Annotated in this window: 12 protein-coding genes; 4 read left to right on the top strand and 8 right to left on the bottom strand. The window is 70.4% G+C overall.

Translation table 11 applies throughout. The annotated features are described in order from the left end of the window. Positions 1 to 10 precede the first annotated feature (10 nt). The 5 genes from G3I53_RS31845 to G3I53_RS31865 form a co-directional block, all read right to left on the bottom strand. Positions 11 to 976, bottom strand: coding sequence for an ABC transporter permease (locus tag G3I53_RS31845; protein WP_164333031.1), 966 nt, complete (start codon positions 974 to 976; stop codon positions 11 to 13). Further along, entirely contained in the window at positions 969 to 1,898 is a 930-nt protein-coding gene (locus tag G3I53_RS31850; RefSeq protein ID WP_164333032.1) for an ABC transporter permease, read from the bottom strand. The genes G3I53_RS31845 and G3I53_RS31850 overlap by 8 nt, the downstream gene beginning before the upstream one ends. A gap of 136 nt (positions 1,899 to 2,034) precedes the next feature. Continuing rightward, entirely contained in the window at positions 2,035 to 3,666 is a 1,632-nt protein-coding gene (locus G3I53_RS31855) for an ABC transporter substrate-binding protein (protein WP_164333033.1), read from the bottom strand. A 772-nt stretch (positions 3,667 to 4,438) separates the two neighbouring features. Next, positions 4,439 to 6,355 (bottom strand): translational GTPase TypA, encoded by a 1,917-nt coding sequence (gene typA, locus G3I53_RS31860; RefSeq protein WP_164333034.1) that lies wholly within the window; start codon positions 6,353 to 6,355, stop codon positions 4,439 to 4,441. A 357-nt stretch (positions 6,356 to 6,712) separates the two neighbouring features. Beyond that, the gene (locus G3I53_RS31865) at positions 6,713 to 9,004 is read right to left on the bottom strand and encodes an ABC transporter family substrate-binding protein (RefSeq protein ID WP_164333035.1); all 2,292 of its coding nucleotides are present in this window, start codon (positions 9,002 to 9,004) and stop codon (positions 6,713 to 6,715) included. A gap of 289 nt (positions 9,005 to 9,293) precedes the next feature. On the opposite strand from G3I53_RS31865, the gene G3I53_RS31870 reads away from it, so the two are divergent. The 4 genes from G3I53_RS31870 to G3I53_RS31885 all read left to right on the top strand — a co-directional run bounded on the left by G3I53_RS31870 (position 9,294) and on the right by G3I53_RS31885 (position 13,277). Beyond that, positions 9,294 to 9,587, top strand: a complete 294-nt coding sequence (locus G3I53_RS31870) for a hypothetical protein (RefSeq protein WP_164333036.1) — start codon at positions 9,294 to 9,296, stop codon at positions 9,585 to 9,587. Between the two features lie 108 nt (positions 9,588 to 9,695). Beyond that, a complete protein-coding gene (locus tag G3I53_RS31875) occupies positions 9,696 to 10,532 on the top strand; it encodes a hypothetical protein (RefSeq protein WP_164333037.1) in 837 nt (278 codons plus the stop codon). A gap of 46 nt (positions 10,533 to 10,578) precedes the next feature. Beyond that, positions 10,579 to 12,516: a fumarate reductase/succinate dehydrogenase flavoprotein subunit gene (locus G3I53_RS31880; protein ID WP_164439023.1), complete on the top strand. Its 1,938-nt coding sequence runs from the start codon at positions 10,579 to 10,581 to the stop codon at positions 12,514 to 12,516. Then, positions 12,513 to 13,277: a succinate dehydrogenase/fumarate reductase iron-sulfur subunit gene (locus G3I53_RS31885; protein ID WP_164335826.1), complete on the top strand. Its 765-nt coding sequence runs from the start codon at positions 12,513 to 12,515 to the stop codon at positions 13,275 to 13,277. Before G3I53_RS31880 ends, G3I53_RS31885 begins: the two co-directional genes overlap by 4 nt. An 8-nt stretch (positions 13,278 to 13,285) precedes the next feature. On the opposite strand, the gene G3I53_RS31890 is transcribed toward G3I53_RS31885, so the two are convergent. The 3 genes from G3I53_RS31890 to G3I53_RS31900 all read right to left on the bottom strand — a co-directional run bounded on the left by G3I53_RS31890 (position 13,286) and on the right by G3I53_RS31900 (position 18,015). Continuing rightward, the gene (locus G3I53_RS31890; protein WP_239064211.1) at positions 13,286 to 14,446 is read right to left on the bottom strand and encodes a hypothetical protein; all 1,161 of its coding nucleotides are present in this window, start codon (positions 14,444 to 14,446) and stop codon (positions 13,286 to 13,288) included. A gap of 143 nt (positions 14,447 to 14,589) precedes the next feature. Next, positions 14,590 to 17,274, bottom strand: a complete 2,685-nt coding sequence (locus G3I53_RS31895; RefSeq protein ID WP_164335824.1) for a SpoIIE family protein phosphatase — start codon at positions 17,272 to 17,274, stop codon at positions 14,590 to 14,592. A gap of 327 nt (positions 17,275 to 17,601) precedes the next feature. Beyond that, positions 17,602 to 18,015: an ATP-binding protein gene (locus G3I53_RS31900; protein ID WP_343239793.1), complete on the bottom strand. Its 414-nt coding sequence runs from the start codon at positions 18,013 to 18,015 to the stop codon at positions 17,602 to 17,604. Positions 18,016 to 18,197 lie beyond the last annotated feature (182 nt).

Below are 18,197 nucleotides of genomic sequence, written 5' to 3' on the forward strand. Positions count from 1 at the left end.
AACGCCTCCCTCAGCGCGACTTGGGGTCAAGGGCGTTGCGGACCGCATCGCCGAACATGAGGAACGCCAGCACGGTGATGCTCAGCATCGCGGCGGGGAAGAACAGGACGTACTGCGCGGTGCGCAGATAGTCCTTGCCCGCGGCGATGTCCTGGCCCCAGGAGATCGAGTCGGTCAGACCGATACCCAGGAAGGACAGGGTCGCCTCGGCCGTGATGTAGCCGCCCAGCGCGATGGTGGCGACGACGATCACCGGGGCGACGGCGTTCGGAAGGATGTGCTTGAACAGGATCCGGCGGGTGCCGGCGCCCAGCGCCTTGGCAGCGGTGACGTAGTCGGACTGCTTGACCGTGATCACCGAACCGCGCATCACGCGGGCGATCGAGGTCCAGCCGAGGACGGCCAGCGCCAGGGCGACCACCGGGACGGACCGTTCGGAGAAGGTGTTCAGCACCACCATGGCGCCGAGCAGGAACGGCACGCCGAAGAAGACGTCGGTGATGCGGGACAGCAGCGAGTCGAACCAGCCGCCGAAGTAACCGGAGATCAGACCGACGAGACCACCGAGCAGGGTCACCACGACGGTGACGATGACACCGACGAGGATCGAGGCGCGGGTGCCGTGCAGCACCCGGGCGTAGATGGAGCGGCCCTGGTGGTCGTAGCCGAGCCACTCGGCGGAGAAGACGTGTCCCAGCTCGGGCTTCTGCAGGAAGTGCTGCGTCAGGTCGCCGTCGCGCGGGCTGACCGACCCCGAGATGAACAGGTCGGGCACCGCGGCGATGATCAGCAGCAGCAGGATCAGGGCCGCGGATATCAGGAACATCCAGTTGTGACGCAGGTCGTACCAGGCGTCGGACCAGAGGCTGCGCGGCTTGCCGGGGGCGGGGCCGGCGTCCGTGGCGAGCACGGCGTCCGGGGTGGTCGCGGCCTGGGCGGCCACGGCGGTGTCTGTTTTCGAGGCCAGCTCAGGCATAGCGAATCCTCGGGTCCAGGACCGCGTACAGCAGGTCGACGATCAGGTTGACGAAGAGGTAGATGAGGACCATCACCGTGACGATGCCCACCACCGTGGCGCCCTCGCGGCGGCTGAGCGCCAGATAGACGAGGTTACCGATGCCCTGGACGTTGAAGATGCCCTCGGTGACGATCGCACCCGTCATCAGGTTGCCGATGTCGATGCCGAGGAACGTGACCACGGGGATCATCGAGTTCCGCATCAGGTGCATGGAGATGATGCGGCGCCTCGGCAGGCCCTTGGCGACGGCGGTGCGCATGTAGTCGGCGCGGAGATTCTCGGCGATCGACGTCCGGGTCAGCCGCGCCACGTACGCCAGGGAGAGCGAGGCCAGAACGATCGCGGGCAGGAACAACTGCCCGAAGTTCATGGAGTCCTGGACGGTCGGTGTCACCCAGCCCAGTTGCATGGCGAAGAACCACTGGAACAGGAAGCCGAGCACGAACGACGGCATCGAGATGAGCAGGAGCGTGATGACGAGCACACTCGTGTCGGTCTTCTTGCCGGCCCGCATGCCCGAGATGATGCCCATCGACACGCCCACCAGGACGGTGAAGACGAAGGCGATGATGGTCAGCCGGACCGTGACGGGGAACGCCTCCGCCATGACCTCGGCGACCGGTCGCCGACTGGCGATCTGGGTACCGAAGTCACCCTGCGGCAGACCGGCGATGTAGTTGATGTACTGCTGCCAGAGCGGCTTGTCGAGCCCGTACTCCGCCTTGATCGCCGCGATCTGCGACGGGTCCACCGACTGTTCTCCGTACAGCGCGCGCACGGGATCGCCGGGGAGCGCGTACATCATGAGAAAGATCAGCAGTGTCGTCCCGATGAAGACCGGGATCATCTGGAGCAGTCGCCGCGCGACGTAGCGCCCCATGGTTCCTCCATGTTTGTCACAGCGGGAAAGGCCGACGGGTGTTCGCTCCGTTCCGGAGACTCACGCCCGTCGGCCCCCCGCCGGCACGGGGTGACGGCCCCGGATCGGGGACCGTCACCGCGTGCGAACTGTTCGATTACTTCTTCAGGACCTCGATGTCCGTGAGGACGGGGTCACCGTTGTTGTCGAACTTCACGTTCTTGACGTTGGTGGAGTAGCCGAAGTTGGCCTTGTAGTACCAGAGCGGGATGGAAGGCATCTTCTCGAACATGGCCTTCTCCGCCTCCTGGTAGGCCGCGATGGCGCTGTCCAGGTCCTTGGCGTTGTCGCCCTTCTTGAAGAGCGCGTCGATCTCCTTGTCGGCGAAGCCGGACGTGTTGCCGTCCGCCTTGGAGCCGTACAGGTCCCGCATGAAGTTGACGTTCAGCGGGTAGTCCTGCACCCAGCCGCCGCGGTACATCGACTTGACTTCCTTGGCGTCACGCGCGTCCAGGTCCGTCTGGAAGTCGGGCTTGGAGTCGCCGACGCAGTCGACGCCGGTGGCCTTGCGGATGCTGTTGCAGACCGCCTCGACCCACTCCTTGTGACCGCCGTCCGCGTTGAACTGGATGGTGATCTTGTTGCCGGGGACGCCGCCGCCGTCCTTGATGTACTGCTTGGCCTTGTCCGGGTTGTAGGTGAGGATGTCGCCGGCGACACCCGCCTGGTAACCCGCCACGCCCTTGGCCGCGAAGCTGCTCGCGGGCTCACGGGTGCCGTTGAGGACGGTCTTGGTGATCGTCTCGCGGTCGATCGCCATCGACAGGCCCTGCAGGACCTTGGGGTCGATGTCCTTCCACTGCTTGGTGTAGAAGGCCGGCGTGATGGTCTGGACGGCGTTGTAGTCCTGGTCCACCGCGCGGTCGCCCAGGTCCGCCTTGCGCTTGGGCAGGTCCTTCGGACCGATCTGGCGGATGACGTCCAGGTTGTTGGAGAGCAGGTCCTGGTAGCCGGCCTCGACGGTGGTGTAGTTCTTGAGGATCACACCGCCGTTCTTGGGCTTGTCCGCGCCCTTGTAGTCGGCGTACGTCTTGAGCTCGATCTGCTTCTTGTGCTCCCACTTGACGAACTCGTAGGGGCCGTTGCCGACCGGCTTCTCGCCGAAGGCAGCCGGGTCCTTGAAGAAGCCGGAGGGGAGCGGGGACCAGACGTCGTAGCCGAGCTTGTACTCGAAGTACGGGATCGGCGAGGACAGCTCGATGGTGAAGGTCTTGTCGTCGACGACCTTCAGACCGGACATGGCGTCGGCCTTCGGGTCACCCTTCTCCGGGTGGACGTCCTCGAAGCCCTTGATGTCCGCGAACCAGTAGCTGTTCGTCTGGTTGTTCTTGATGTTGGCGGCCCAGTTCCAGGCGTCCACGTAGGACTTCGCCGTCACGGCCTCGCCGTTGTGGAACTTCCAGCCGTCCTTGAGGGTGACCGTCCAGACCTTGTTGTCCTCGGTCTTGATGGACTCGGCGTTCTCGTAGATGATCTTGCCCTTGTCGTCGAAGTCGACAAGCTGCGAGAACACGGCCTTGATGACCTTGGAGCCGTTCGACTCCTTGGCGTTCGCCGGCTGGAGCGGGTTCTGCGGCTCCCCGACGTCAACCGAGAAAATCCCCTTCGGGTCGACCGCGGCGTTGCTGTTGTCGTTGCCGCTGTCACCGCTTCCCCCACCACAGGCGGTCGCGCCCAGCGCCACAACCGCGGCTATCGCGACCCACTTGGCGCTCTTGGCACCGCGCATGGGTTCCTCCTCATGAGTCCATTGGTTCACCGCAAAGGGGAGCACACGACATGTCACCGTCCACCGCCCGTCGCCGGTGCCGGAGATTGTCAGGTGCCCCCGTGCTCGTGAGTCGGCGCCGTCAGCGCGTGACCCGTTATTCCGAGCTCTACGCGCCTAACTATCTGCCATGCGCCTGGGCCGAACCACACCCACGAGGTCTCGGTTCGATCACAGCTCGGTCCTACATCTTCCAAAATCCGGACAAAGGGTTTGGTGAAAGATCCCTGCGAAACGGACTTGTTACACATCTATCGGAAGCGGGCGTCCGCTATGCGGACGCCCGGGAGAGAAAAATCGATTGCGCGTAACCTGACCGCGGCGCAGGGTGCCCGTGAGGGCTGCCGTGCACTCAGCGCGCTTGCCCCGTACGGCCGTTGACCGTGGGGGCACGGATCGACGGACATACGGACGGCCACGCGCGCCGTCCGGCAGCAGGGTAGTGCGAAAGCGCCGCTCGGAACGGGTTCGCAGGGCGAATCGAGGGTTTTCCCCCTACCCCCTGTGCGGGCGCCGTTCATCCGCCCGTCGGACATCCGGCACCCACGGGACGGAGACCGGCCGCACCCACTGAGGCCCACGTCACACCGGGGGCTCGTGGGACGCGACTTCGGCCGGCGCGGGGCCTGTGACGCCGGCCTCGGGCCGCACGCCGGTCCGGCCTCAGGCCGCACGCCGTCCTGGCCGCCCCGAAGGGCGGCCACAGGGCCCGGAGGGCCCCCGGACGGACGGATCAGCCGTGCTTGGCGCGGCTCGCGGCGCGGGCGCGCTCGCGGGCGTCCAGGTTCACCTTGCGGATCCGGATGGACTCCGGCGTCACCTCGACGCACTCGTCGTCGCGGCAGAACTCCAGGGACTGCTCCAGCGAGAGCTTGCGCGGCGGCACGATGGACTCGGTCACATCGGCCGTGGAGGAGCGCATGTTGGTGAGCTTCTTCTCCTTGGTGATGTTGACGTCCATGTCGTCGGAGCGGGAGTTCTCACCGACGATCATGCCCTCGTACACCTCGGTGCCGGGCTCCACGAAGAGCACGCCGCGCTCCTGGAGGTTGGTCATCGCGAACGCGGTGACCGCACCGGCGCGGTCGGCGACCAGGGAGCCGTTGTTGCGGGTCTGGAGCGTGCCGAACCAGGGCTCGTGGCCCTCGTGGATGGAGTGGGCGATGCCGGTGCCGCGGGTCTGCGTGAGGAACTCCGTACGGAAGCCGATCAGGCCGCGGGAGGGCACCACGAACTCCATGCGCACCCAGCCGGAGCCGTGGTTCGACATGTTGTCCATGCGGCCCTTGCGCACGCCCATCACCTGGGTGACCGCGCCCATGTGCTCCTCGGGCACGTCGATCGTCATGCGCTCGACCGGCTCGTGCACCGCGCCGTCGATCTCCTTGGTGACGACCTGCGGCTTGCCGACGGTCAGCTCGTAGCCCTCGCGGCGCATCTGCTCGACCAGGATGGCCAGCGCCAGCTCGCCGCGGCCCTGCACCTCCCAGGCGTCGGGCCGGTCGGTGTCCAGGACGCGCAGCGACACGTTGCCGATCAGCTCGCGGTCCAGCCGGTCCTTGACCTGACGCGCGGTGACCTTGCGGTCCTTCACGGCCGCCTTGTTGTCGGCGCCCTTGCCGCTGCCGCCGCGTCCCACCAGCGGGGACGTGTTGGTGCCGATGGTCATCGAGATCGCGGGCTCGTCCACCGTGATCAGCGGCAGCGGAACCGGGTTCTCCGGGTCGGCCAGCGTCTCGCCGATCATGATGTCCGGGATGCCGGCCACCGCGCAGATGTCACCGGGGCCGGCCTTCTCGGCGGGCTTGCGGGTGAGCGCCTCGGTCATCATCAGCTCGGAGATCCGCACGCTCTGCACGGAGCCGTCGCGCTTCATCCAGGCGACCGTCTGGCCCTTCTTCAGCTCGCCCTGGTGCACGCGCAGCAGGGCGATGCGGCCGAGGAAGTTGTCCGCGTCGAGGTTGGTGACGTGCGCCTGGAGCGGGGCGCCCTCCTCGTAGGTGGGCGCGGGGATGTGCTGCAGGATCGTGGAGAAGAACGGCTCCAGGGAGTCGGAGTCCGAGGGGACCGTGCCGTCCTGCGGCTTGGTCAGCGAGGCGATGCCGTCGCGGCCGCAGGCGTAGACGATCGGGAACTCGATCTGCTCCTCGTCGGCGTCCAGGTCCAGGAAGAGGTCGTAGGCCTCGTTGACGACCTCGTCGATCCTGCTGTCCGGGCGGTCCGTCTTGTTGATGCACAGGATGATCGGCAGCCGGGCCTGGAGCGCCTTGCGGAGCACGAAGCGGGTCTGCGGCAGCGGCCCCTCGGAGGAGTCGACGAGCAGCACGACACCGTCGACCATCGACAGGGCACGCTCGACCTCGCCACCGAAGTCGGCGTGGCCGGGGGTGTCGATGATGTTGATCGTGATCGGGTCCCCGCCGTCCTTGGGGTGGTACTTCACCGCCGTGTTCTTGGCGAGGATCGTGATGCCCTTCTCACGTTCCAGGTCGCCGGAGTCCATCATGCGCTCGTCGACCTGGTCGAGCTGGTGGGCGGCGAAGGCACCGGCCTGCTTGAGCATGCCGTCGACGATGGTGGTCTTGCCGTGGTCGACGTGGGCGACGATGGCGACGTTGCGGATGTCGTGACGCTGGATGGACAAAGCCATGGGTTGGCGTACTCCCGGAATGGTGAGGAATGGCCCTGCGCAGACGGCTGTGGTGCGCGGACCCTGCCGGGCTGAACACGCCACGGCCTCTCCCCATGTTACGGGCCTCGCATCCTGCCGCCCGCGCGCAACGGCCCGCCCGGGCCCTCCGCACCCCCTGATCAGCGCCTCGCCGGGCTCCCCTCCACCACCGCCCGCGGGCGGAAACGCCGCACTCCACCGGCCCCGGAAGCCGGTCGGGGCGGCCGGCGGGGCCGTCGCCGAGGCCCTTCCGTCACCGCCCGGCGTGACCTGCCGCACAGTTTCGCGAGGGGCCGCCGGGAGGGCCGGACCGGCCCCCGCCGTGCGGCCCCGGGATCACTTCGCGCCGGCCGTCGCCCGCTCCCCCGCCGGACCCTTGGCGCCCTTCTTGAGGAAGCCCATGTCCTCGTACACCGGGGAGCGGAAGCCGAAGGAGCCCGCGTTGACCAGGTTCTTGCGGGCGGCCGTGAGCTGGGGGCGCTGGTAGAGGGGGATGGACCCGGCCGCCGCCCAGATGCGGGAGTCGGCCTTGCGGATCAGGGCGCTGCGCTCGCCGTCGTCGAGCGTGGTGATGGCCTGGTCGAAGAGCTGGTCGACCTGGTCGGTGCCGACCCGGGTGTAGTTCTGCTCCACGTTCAGCGAGCCGTCGGCGGCCGGGACGGGCTTGGCGTAGACGGGGCGGGCGTCGGTGGCGGGGTAGGCGGTCGCGGGCCAGGAGTACAGGGCGAGGTCGTACTGGCCGGACGCGATGTGGTCCTTGAAGAAGCTGTCGTCCTCGACCTTGGTGACGTCCGTGCGGATGCCGACCCGGGAGAGCATCTTGGTGATCCGGTCCGCCACGGTGCGCAGGACGTCGGAGCCGGGCCCGGAGGGGAGCACGAAGCGCAGGGTGAGCGCCTTGCCGTTCTTGGCGAGGGGGGCGGTCTCCGCCCCGGCCGGGGCGGCCGTGCCCTTGGGGGCGTACGCGCCGGGGGCGGTGCCCTGCTTCACCTGCTGGTGCTGGGGGCCGTCCTGGGCCAGGTGGTCGTCGCGGTCCCCCGCGCTCGTCCTGCCGGGCGCCTTGCCGTCGTCCCCGCCGTCCTTCTTCTCCCCGTCCTTCTTCTGGTCCTTCTCCTCGCCGTCCTCCTTCTTGCCGTCCTCCTTCTTATCCTTCTTCTCGTCCTTCTTCTCGTCCTCGCCGACGATGTAGGTGCCGTCGTCGTCCTCGGTGTCCTCGCCGGAGCCCTCGGCCTTCTTCCCCTCGGAGCCGGCCGCCTTCTCCTTGTCCCCCTTCTTCTTCTCCACCGGGCCGCCCGGCACCCACCCGGCGTCCGCGAGGAGCGCCCGCGCCTCCTTGGCGTCCTGGTCGCCGAGGGCGCCGCTGTTGTCGGCGTAGGCGGCCTGGCCGGCCAGGGCGAGGTGACTGCCGACGGGTTCGGCGGGCAGGCCGAGCGGCTTGAGGACCGCCTCGGCCAGGGCCCTGCGGTCCAGGGCACGGGCCACGGCCCGGCGGACCCGCTCGTCGGCGAGGGGGCCCTCGGCGCCGTTGAGGGCGAGCTGGGTGTAGGCGGGCTCCAGGGACTTGCGGACCTCGAAGGCGCCGAGGGCCTTCTGCTCCCGCGCCCGGACCGCCGCCTTCTCGCGGGCGGTGGTCTCCTCCTCGGCGGCCTTCTCGTCCGAGCCGTTGGCGACGGCCCAGGAGTGCAGTGCCTCGGCGGAGGAGGAGGCGCTGCTGCCGGGGCCCATCAGGGGGGTGGCCCCGTCCCGCGCCGTGGCGCCGACGGTGATGCGGCGGGCGGCGGAGGCGTCGATCTCCGCCAGGTCGATGTCCCCGGAGGCGAGCGCGGAGACCCGTTCGTCGCGGGGCACCGCGCGCAGCACGATCTTCTCGAGCCGGGCCGGGTCACCCCACCACCGCGCGTTGCGGGTCAGGGTGACCTCGTCCTTCTTGCCGTCGACCTTCTTGACCTGGAAGGGGCCGGCGGTGACCTTCAGCTTCTTGCGGGCGCTGTCGTTGAAGGAGTCGGGCGAGCCCATGACCTCCTTGGGGTACAGCGGCGTGAACAGCGACCGCCAGTCCGCGTAGGCGCGGCTGAAGGTGACCTTGACCTCGAGGTTCCCCTTGCCGCGCTCGATCTTCTCGATGCGGTCGTAGCCGGCGTTGCGGGCGGTCCAGTAGGCGGTGTCCTTGCCGGACAGGGCGCGCCACTGGGCGGCGAAGTCGGCGGCGCCGATCTCGCGGCCGTCGCTCCACACGGCCTGCTGGTTGAGCTTGTAGAGCACGACCTGCTTGGGCTCGGTCTCGACGACCTTGGCGGACTCCAGGTAGTCGGGGTTGCGTTCCGGCCGTCCGCTCGCGTCCATGCGGAACATCGACGGCAGGACGGCCTGGGCGACCCGGACGGTGGTGGCGTCGGCGTCGGACTGGAAGGTGTTCAGGGTGTCCGGGACGGTGTCCACGGCCCAGCGCAGGGTGCCGCCGTCGGCGATCCTCGAGCGTTCCGCGGGGGCCACGTCCGCGCCGGCGAGCGGCTTGCCCGAGGGGTCCTCGGAGCTGCATCCGGCCAGGGCGGTCACCGCGAGCGCGCCCGCGGTGAGGAAGGTGATCGAGCGCAGGACCGCGCGCGGGCGGACTCCGTCGTGGGACATCTCTGGGTACCTCCGGAAGGCCGCGGGCGTTACGATCACTTTTGGCGGTATTTGGTGCTCATCTGATGTATGCGGCCACTGAAGAGGAAAGGGTTCGGCAACCGAGGGCGACACGGCGACCACGGCTGGTAAGCCCACCCGTGCGGCGCAACGCACCGGCCGGTGCGCCCGTGCGCCTCGGCCAATCGATGCACATCCCTTCACAGCACAAGGTGTGACGCGCGACACTCTCAGGCGCATGAACGTTGCCGCCTTGGGCCTGAAGGACCCGCGGAAGTGAGGGCAAGTCATGTCCGTGCACGACGAGCTGACGTCCGTCCAGCGCTGCCTCGACGACCTGATGAGGTCGGTGGGGCGCCTGGAGAAGCAGTTGGGCAGCGGTGGCCTGGAGATGCGCCGCGTCCGCACCGACACCGATCACCTGCGCGAGAGCGTGGCGCTGCTGCGGGAGACGGCGGCCGGTCCGCCCGGCGCGCCGCCGCGGCCCGACCTCGTGACCATCTCCGACACGCCGTACGACCCCTCGCTGTGGATCGACACCGACGACGAGGGACTCGGCGCCCGCGACCGGCGCGCCCCCTGACCCGGGCACCGGCGGGCCCCGCGGCCCGCCGGCCCCCGTCCCCGACCCGACCACCGCAGTCCTGTCCCCCGACCGCCGCGACTCGTCGACCCCTACCGGAGCGGACACGTGGCCACTGGTACGGAACCTCCCGCCACCGAACCCCATCCCCGCCGCGGCGGCGTACGAACGGGTACGCGCGCCGCGATCGCGGCCCCGCACCTGCGGACCGACCGCTGGTGGCTGGCCCCGGCCGCCACCGCGGCCGGTCTGCTGGCGTTCGTCGTCTATTCGACCTGGCGGGCCTTCGCGAACACCGACTACTACGCGGCGCCGTACGTCTCGCCGTTCTACTCGCCGTGCCTGGCGGAGAACTGCGTGCCGATGCGGGCCGGACCGAACTGGGAGCTGTTCGGCAGCTGGTGGGGCATCTCCCCTGCGATCATCATCCTGATCTTCCCGCTGGGCTTCCGCCTGACCTGCTACTACTACCGCAAGGCCTACTACCGGGGGTTCTGGGCGTCCCCGCCGGCCTGCGCGGTGGCCGAACCGCACCGGACGTACACCGGTGAGACCCGCTTCCCGCTGATCCTGCAGAACGTCCACCGGTACTTCTTCTACGCGGCCCTGCTGGTCGCGCTCGTCCTGACCTACGACACCGTGCTGGCCTTCCGGGACGAGAACTACGCGTGGGGCCACATGGGGCTCGGCACGCTCGTCTTCCTGGCCAACATCGTGCTGATCTGGCTGTACACGATCTCCTGCCACTCCTGCCGGCACATCGTCGGCGGGAAGCTGAAGCACTTCTCCAGGCATCCGGTGCGCTACCGGATGTGGCAGTGGGTGGGGCGCCTGAACGCCCGCCACATGCAGCTGGCCTGGGCCTCCCTGCTGAGCGTGGCGCTCGCCGACCTCTACGTGTACCTCGTCGCCACCGGCGTCTTCGACGATCCGCGCTTCTTCTGACGGTGTCCGTGTTTCTGATGGCTTTCGATGACTGGGGCGTTGAGGAATGACCGTGGTCGACCGGCAGGAGTGGGACGTCGTCGTGGTCGGGGCGGGCGGCGCCGGCCTGCGCGCCGCCATCGAGGCGCGCGAGCGGGGCGCCCGTACGGCCGTGATCTGCAAGTCGCTGTTCGGCAAGGCGCACACCGTGATGGCCGAGGGCGGCATCGCCGCGGCCATGGGCAACGTCAACTCCGGCGACACCTGGCAGGTGCACTTCCGCGACACGATGCGCGGCGGGAAGTTCCTCAACCAGTGGCGGATGGCCGAGCTGCACGCCCAGGAGGCACCGCAGCGGGTGTGGGAGCTGGAGACGTGGGGCGCGCTGTTCGACCGGACCGGGGACGGGCGGATCTCGCAGCGCAACTTCGGCGGCCACGAGTACCCGCGTCTCGCACACGTCGGCGACCGCACCGGCCTGGAGCTGATCCGCACCCTCCAGCAGAAGATCGTGGCCCTCCAGCAGGAGGACTTCCGGGAGACCGGGGACTACGAGTCCCGGCTGAAGGTCTTCCAGGAGTGCACCGTCACCCGGGTGCTCAAGGAGGACGACCACGTCTCGGGGGTGTTCGCCTACGAGCGGGAGACCGGCCGCTTCTTCGTGCTGCAGGCCCCCGCGGTGGTGATCGCCACCGGCGGCATCGGCAAGTCGTTCAAGGTCACGTCGAACTCCTGGGAGTACACCGGCGACGGGCACGCCCTGGCCCTGCTGGCCGGGGCGCCCCTGCTGAACATGGAGTTCGTGCAGTTCCACCCCACCGGCATGGTCTGGCCGCCGTCGGTGAAGGGCATCCTCGTCACCGAGTCGGTGCGCGGCGACGGCGGGGTGCTGCGCAACTCCGAGGGCAAGCGGTTCATGTTCGACTACGTGCCGGACGTCTTCAAGGACAAGTACGCGGAGTCCGAGGAGGAGGGCGACCGCTGGTACGAGGACCCGGACCACAACCGGCGCCCGCCGGAGCTGCTCCCCCGCGACGAGGTGGCCCGCGCCATCAACGCGGAGGTCAAGGCCGGCCGGGGCTCCCCCCACGGCGGGGTGTTCCTGGACGTGTCCACCCGGATGCCGGCCGAGGTGATCAAGCGGCGGCTGCCGTCGATGTACCACCAGTTCAAGGAGCTGGCGGACGTCGACATCACGGCGGAGCCGATGGAGGTCGGCCCTACCTGCCACTACGTGATGGGCGGCATCGCCGTCGACTCCGACACGGCGGCGGCGCGCGGGGTGCCGGGACTGTTCGCGGCCGGTGAGGTGGCCGGCGGCATGCACGGCTCCAACCGGCTGGGCGGGAACTCGCTGTCCGACCTGCTGGTCTTCGGCCGCCGGGCGGGCCTGCACGCCGCCGCGTACGCGGCCGGGGAGGGCGGCGGGCGCCGGCCGCGGGTGGACGACCCGCAGATCGCCACGGCCGCCGCGGAGGCGCTGCGGCCGTTCTCCGCCGAGAGCGAGGAACCCGGCGACGGCCCGCCGGAGAACCCCTACACCCTGCACCAGGAACTCCAGCAGACCATGAACGACCTGGTCGGCATCATCCGCCGGGACCACGAGATGCGCCAGGCCCTGGAGAAGCTGGCGCAGCTGCGGGTGCGCGCCCGCCGGGCCGGGGTCGAGGGGCACCGGCAGTTCAACCCGGGCTGGCACCTCGCGCTGGACCTCAGGAACATGCTGCTGGTCAGCGAGTGCGTGGCGCGGGCCGCGCTGGAGCGCACCGAGTCGCGCGGCGGCCACACCCGCGAGGACCACGCCGGGATGGACCGCGCCTGGCGCAACGTCAACCTGCTGTGCCGGCTGACCGACCCCACGGGGGGTCTCGCCGCGACCGACCCCGTGCGCGGCCAGATCACCCTGTCGCGTGAGACCACCGAACCCATCCGCCCGGACCTGCTCGCCCTCTTCGAGAAGGAGGAGCTGGTCAAGTACCTCGCCGAAGAGGAGCTGTACGAGTGAGCAGCTACGAGGCCCGCTTCAAGGTGTGGCGCGGGGACGTGGACGGCGGCGGCCTGGAGGACTTCGCGGTCGAGGTGAACGACGGGGAGGTCGTCCTCGACATCATCCACCGCCTCCAGGCCACCCAGGCCCCCGATCTCGCCGTGCGCTGGAACTGCAAAGCCGGCAAGTGCGGTTCGTGCTCTGCGGAGATCAACGGCCGACCCCGGCTGCTGTGCATGACCCGCATGTCGGTGTTCAGCCGCGAGGAGACCATCACCGTGACGCCGCTGCGGGCGTTCCCGGTGATCCGGGACCTGGTGACGGACGTCGGCTTCAACTACACCAAGGCCCGGCAGGTTCCCGCGTTCGTGCCGCCGGACGGTCTCGGGCCGGGCGAGTACCGGATGATGCAGGAGGACGTGGACCGGTCGCAGGAGTTCCGCAAGTGCATCGAGTGCTTCCTGTGCCAGGACGTCTGCCACGTGGTCCGCGACCACGAGGAGAACAAACAGGCGTTCGCCGGGCCGCGGTTCCTGATGCGGGTCGCCGAGCTGGACATGCATCCGCTGGACGAGGCCGAGGAGTCCGGCCTGGACCGCAAGCGCACGGCCCAGGACGAACACGGCCTCGGCTACTGCAACATCACCAAGTGCTGCACGGAGGTCTGTCCCGAGGGCATCCGGATCACCGACAACGCGCTGATCCCGATGAAGGAGCGGGCGGCCGACCGCAAGTACGACCCGCTGGTGTGGCTGGGCTCGAAGATCCGGCGGCGGTAGCCGGGCCGTCAGGACGTGAGCCAGCCCTCCCGGTACTCCTCCCAGTTCTTCTCCGTCGCCGCGAAGTCGATGTACGGGGCGAGACCGAAGCGGTCGCGGCGGGGGTCCGTCCGGGAGAGGCCGAGGCGGGCGCCGCGCACGGCGGCGGCGACGGTCTCCGCATGACCCCAGTGGCTGAAGTTGCTCTCGTGGTAGAAGGGCAGACCCATCAGCAGATGGGTGGTCGGCGGGGTGACCTCCAGGGCGAGGGAGGTCTGCAGGGCCACGTAGCCGCCGTAGCTGCTCTGCAGCGGCTGCGCCGTGTCGTACGACATCACGGCGATCTGGTCGACGCGCCGGGCGACCTGGCCGAAGAACGTCTGTGACCACCACTTGGGGTGGTCGGCGAAGACACCGGCGACGGTGTGCAGGGCGGGGAGCGGGTCGATCTGGTGGGCGGCCACGGACAGCGTGGCCCCGTGGGCGCGGGTGACGTCGCGCAGGTCGTCCAGGAGGGTGAGGTAGTCACGGTCGTCGGAGTGCAGGGGCTCCAGGTCGAGGTGGACGCCCTCGTAGCCCGCGTCCAGGACCTGACCGGCGCTGCGGACGACCTCGGCGCGGGTGGCGGCGCGGTCCAGGTGCAGCCCGTCGGGTCCCCCGTTGGCGAGGACGTCCCCGAGGAAGGCCTGCACCCGGACGTCCGGCATCTCGCGGTGGACGGCATCGATGAACCAACGGGCGCGCGGGTAGGCCGACTTCGGCAGAGTGCCGTCGTGCTCCAGCGGGCCGGAGTGCACGTACAGGTCGCGGATCCCGGTGCCCTCCAGGCGGCGGGCGAGGGCGGTGACGTCGGCGTCCTTCTTCCGCCCGTCGACCCAGGCGTGGCCGAGCCAGAGGGCGTCGCGGCCGCGGCTGCGGGTCCCGTCGGCGGGGTCGCCCGTGTAGTTGATCCACAGGGCGGTCTGGACGGCGAGCACGGGCAGCAGCAGCGCGAGCACCACGACGAGGGCGGTGCGCCGGGCCCGGCGCACCCAGGGTCTGCGGCGGACGGCGGGCTCGTCGCGCACCCCGTCCGGCTCCGGTCCGTCAGGGCCGGGGGTGGTGCCCGTCCCGGCCGGACCGGGCTCGGGCCGGTCCGGCCGGCTCCCGGTGTCCGGTCCGGCCTCCAGCGGGTGGTCGGTCGGTTCCATGCCCGGATCCCCTCCCCGGCGGGCCGGCGGGCCCGCGTGGCTGATGTGTTCCGGGGAGGACGATCACCGGGGGCGCCCCGGTTGCGGGCGGCCGGGGCGGTGGCTCTTGGCGGCGGCTCTTGGCGGCGGCTCTTGGCGGCGGCTCAGAACAGGCTCAGCAGGGCCTCCGCCGGGTCGGTGAGGGTGGTGTCGCCGCCGGGGAGCGGCAGTTCGAACCAGACGGTCTTGCCGCGGGGCGTCCGGCGGGAGCCCCAGGCGGCGCTGAGCAGGCCGACGAGCTGCAGGCCCCGGCCGCCCTCGTCGGTGTCCCGGGCGCGGCGGCGACGGGGCTGGACCAGGCCGGAGTCCCAGACCTCGCAGACCAGGGTCCGGTCGAGGAGCAGGCGGAGCCGGATCTCTCCCTCGCCGTACCGCAGCGCGTTGGTGACCAGTTCACTGACCAGGAGCTCCGTGGTGTCGACGAGGGGTTCGAGGTCCCAGCCGAGCAGCTTGGCGCGGGCGTGCTCGCGGGCCCGGCCGACGCTGCGGGGCTCGCGCGGCAGGGTCCAGTCGCCGACGGACCCGGCGGGCAGCCCCTGGACGCGGGCCATCAGCAGGGCGATGTCGTCCTCGCCGTGGTGGGTGTCGAGGGTGTTGAGCACGTGGTCGCAGACGTCCTCGAGATTCGGACGGGTGCCGCCCGCGGACGTCGCCGGCGTCGCGGAGGGGTGGCCGGGCGACGGCTGTGCCGGGTCGGTGAGGGCGCCGACGAAGGCCTGGAGGCCCTCGTCGAGGGGGTGATCGCGGCTTTCGACCAGTCCATCCGTGTAGAGCGCGAGCAGGGCGCCTTCGGGCAGTTCGACCTCGACCTCCTCGAACGGCTCGCCGCCCACGCCGAGGGGCATGCCGGGCGGCACGTCCAGCATCAGCGCGGGTTCGCCCGGTTCGACCAAGACGGGCGGCAGGTGGCCGGCGTTGGCGAAGGTGCAGCGTCTGGTGACGGAGTCGTAGACGGCGTAGACGCAGGTCGCCAGGTACACCTCGGAGAGGTCGGCCTCCCGGGGGCGGCGGGCCGCCCGGGTGGCCTGGTGGATGCCGCCGGGGGCGCCGAGGCCCCGGGCGATCTCGTCCAACTGCGCGAGCACCTCGGCCGGTTCCAGGTCGAGCTGGGCGAGGGTGCGGACGGCGGTGCGCAGTTCGCCCATGGCGACGGCCGCGCGCAGGCCGCGGCCCATGACGTCGCCGACGACCAGGGCGGTGCGGTGCCCGGGAAGTTCGATGACGTCGAACCAGTCGCCGCCGACCTCGCTGGGCCGGCCGGTGGCCGCGTTGCCGGGCAGGTACCGGCAGGCGATGTCGAGGCCGGAGGCCTCCGGGTCGCCGGGCGGGAGCAGGGAGCGCTGGAGTATCAGCGCGCGTTCGTGCTCGCGGCGGTACAGGCGGGCGTTGTCGATGCAGACGGCGGCGCGGGCGGCGAGTTCCACGGCGAGGTCGCGGTCGCGGTCGCCGAACGGCTCGCTGCCCTTGGTGCGGGCGAACCGGGCCAGCCCCACGACCGTGTCCTGGGCGACCATCGGCACGGCGAGGGTGGACTGCACGAGGCCGCCCTCCTCGCCGGGCACCGACTGGGGGCGGGCGGTGCGCAGGGCGTCCGCGCAGGGCGAGTTGAAGGGGTAGTGGTGGACGGCGCCCAGCTTCACCGTCTCGCCGATGGTGCCGAGGGGGGCCTCGGAGACGGCGCTGGCGAACGCCACCCGGCGCACCTCGGCGCTGCCGTCGGCCAGGCCCTGCGGGGTCTCGTCGCCGGACAGCAGCCCCTGGTAGAGGTCGACGGTCGCCAGGTCGCAGAAGCCGGGGACGACGACGTCGAGGAGTTCGCGCGCGGTGGTCTCCAGGTCCAGGGAGTTCCCGATCCGGGCACCGGCCTCGTTCAGCATGGCGAGATTGCGCCGTGCGGCGGCGGCCTCGCGGGCGGCGGCGCGGCGGGCGGTGATGTCGATGCCGAGCCAGGCGATGCCGATGGGGCGTCCGCTGCCGCTGTGCACGCGGTAGAGGTTGACGGACCAGTGCCGGCGGTCCTCGGCGCCGGGGAGGTAGCCGGTCACGTGCATGTCGGTGATGGACTCGCCGGTCTGGAGCACCCGGCGCAGGGTCGCCTCGACGCGCTCCGCCTCACCGCGCGGCAGGTAGTCGTGGACGCCCTTGCCGCGGTGGTCGTCGGGGGTGCCGCCGAAGAGGGAGGCGAACCGCTGGTTGGCGCGGCGCACCCGCAGGTCGGGGTCGATCAGCACGAAGCCGAACGGAGATTGGCCGAATATGGCCTGCGAGGCGGCCAGGTCGGTCTCGATGCTGCGCAGGGTGCGGACGTCGACCACGATGCAGACGGCGGCCTTCTCGCCGTCCTCGGTGCGGGTCGGCATGACGTAGACCTCGGCGAGGCCCTCCCGGCCGTGCTCGCCCTCGCGGGCGCCGTCCTCCGCCGTGTGCGGCAGCCGGACGGGGACGACCCCGGTCCACTCGCGGCCGTCGAGGATCTCCGCCATCTTGCGCTGGCCCTGCTCGCGCCGGGCCGGGTCGACGAACGCGGCGATCGGGTCCATGCCCACGGCCTGTTCGGCCGGGACGCCCAGGAGTTGCTCGGCGCGCAGGCTCCACTGATCGACGAGGCCGTCGGGGCCGATGGAGAACGAGGCGACCTTGATGTAGTCGTACATGGAGCCGGGCGGGCTGCTCTGCCACATCGTGTCGGCGGACGGGGCATCGCCTGAGGAGAGGCCGTCCGCGGCCTCCGTCATCGCGCCGCCCGACGGGTCCTCGGACCCCGTGGCCTTCGCTGGTATCTCGCTCACGCGAACCGTCCCCTCCAGCTCACCGCGTCCGGCACCGGTCACCGGGGGCGGCTGCCCGCAGTATCCAGCACTACGGCGCCGCACAACACGGTGTTCACGATCACAGCTCGGTCCCACTGCTTTTCGGTCCGGGCCATGAGAACACTCCCAGTCTTCTAACCAGCGGACACGTCGTCGAACCCCCCTCTCCGGCACCGGTCGCGGACACGAACCGGCCGTTCGACAGCAGAAGGGGGCGCGTACACCCTCCGAGCGAGCCGCCGCACCCCCCGCGTACCCTCTTTCGCGCTCCTTCGCGCCGCCGTGCGACACGGCGTCACGGGGCGGTCAGCGCGGCACCGCGAGTTCGAACCAGACGGTCTTGCCGACGTCGTCGCCGCCGGGCCGGGTGCCCCAGCGGCGGGAGGTGGAGGCGACGAGCTGAAGGCCTCGTCCGTGCTCGTCCTCGGGGCGGGGGACGCACTCGTGCGGGAGGTCGGGGAGGGTGTCGGACACCTCCACCAGCAGCACACCGGTCAGTCCGCGCGGGCGCACCAGGCGGACCCCGATGGGGCCGGTGGCGTGGCGCAGGGCGTTGGTCACGAGTTCGCTGACCAGCAGCGCGGTGAGATCGCCGACGCCGTCGAGGCCCCAGCCGTGGAGTTGGGTCCGGACGGCGGCGCGGGCGCCACGGACGGCGCCCGGCTCGGCGGGGAAGGTCCACGCGGCACAGTCGCCCTCGATGTCGATCACACGGCTCACTTCCCGGCAATCGCGTCCAATCTCACCCGACTTCGTCAGATAAGTGGCACATACCCCATTTAGCAGGCGCATACCGTCGGCGGGGGGCCTTGTGCGCGGGGGCGGGGCGGATGGCTGCCGGTGGCGGCGACCGGGCGTGGCGGTCGTGCCGTCGGTCGGGGCGCCGGGCGGACTGTCGGCCG

It is taken from the genome of Streptomyces sp. SID14436 (assembly GCF_010548465.1).
GTDB lineage: Bacteria > Actinomycetota > Actinomycetes > Streptomycetales > Streptomycetaceae > Streptomyces.

Excerpts from the sequence above, each read along its gene's own strand:
- G3I53_RS31845 (WP_164333031.1), bottom strand. The coding sequence starts at position 976 with ATGCCTGAGCTGGCCTCGAAAACAGACACCGCCGTGGCCGCCCAGGCC.
- G3I53_RS31850 (WP_164333032.1), bottom strand. The coding sequence starts at position 1,898 with ATGGGGCGCTACGTCGCGCGGCGACTGCTCCAGATGATCCCGGTCTTC.
- G3I53_RS31855 (WP_164333033.1), bottom strand. The coding sequence starts at position 3,666 with ATGCGCGGTGCCAAGAGCGCCAAGTGGGTCGCGATAGCCGCGGTTGTG.
- typA (WP_164333034.1), bottom strand. The coding sequence starts at position 6,355 with ATGGCTTTGTCCATCCAGCGTCACGACATCCGCAACGTCGCCATCGTC.
- G3I53_RS31865 (WP_164333035.1), bottom strand. The coding sequence starts at position 9,004 with ATGTCCCACGACGGAGTCCGCCCGCGCGCGGTCCTGCGCTCGATCACC.
- G3I53_RS31870 (WP_164333036.1), top strand. The coding sequence starts at position 9,294 with ATGTCCGTGCACGACGAGCTGACGTCCGTCCAGCGCTGCCTCGACGAC.
- G3I53_RS31880 (WP_164439023.1), top strand. The coding sequence starts at position 10,579 with ATGACCGTGGTCGACCGGCAGGAGTGGGACGTCGTCGTGGTCGGGGCG.
- G3I53_RS31890 (WP_239064211.1), bottom strand. The coding sequence starts at position 14,446 with ATGGAACCGACCGACCACCCGCTGGAGGCCGGACCGGACACCGGGAGC.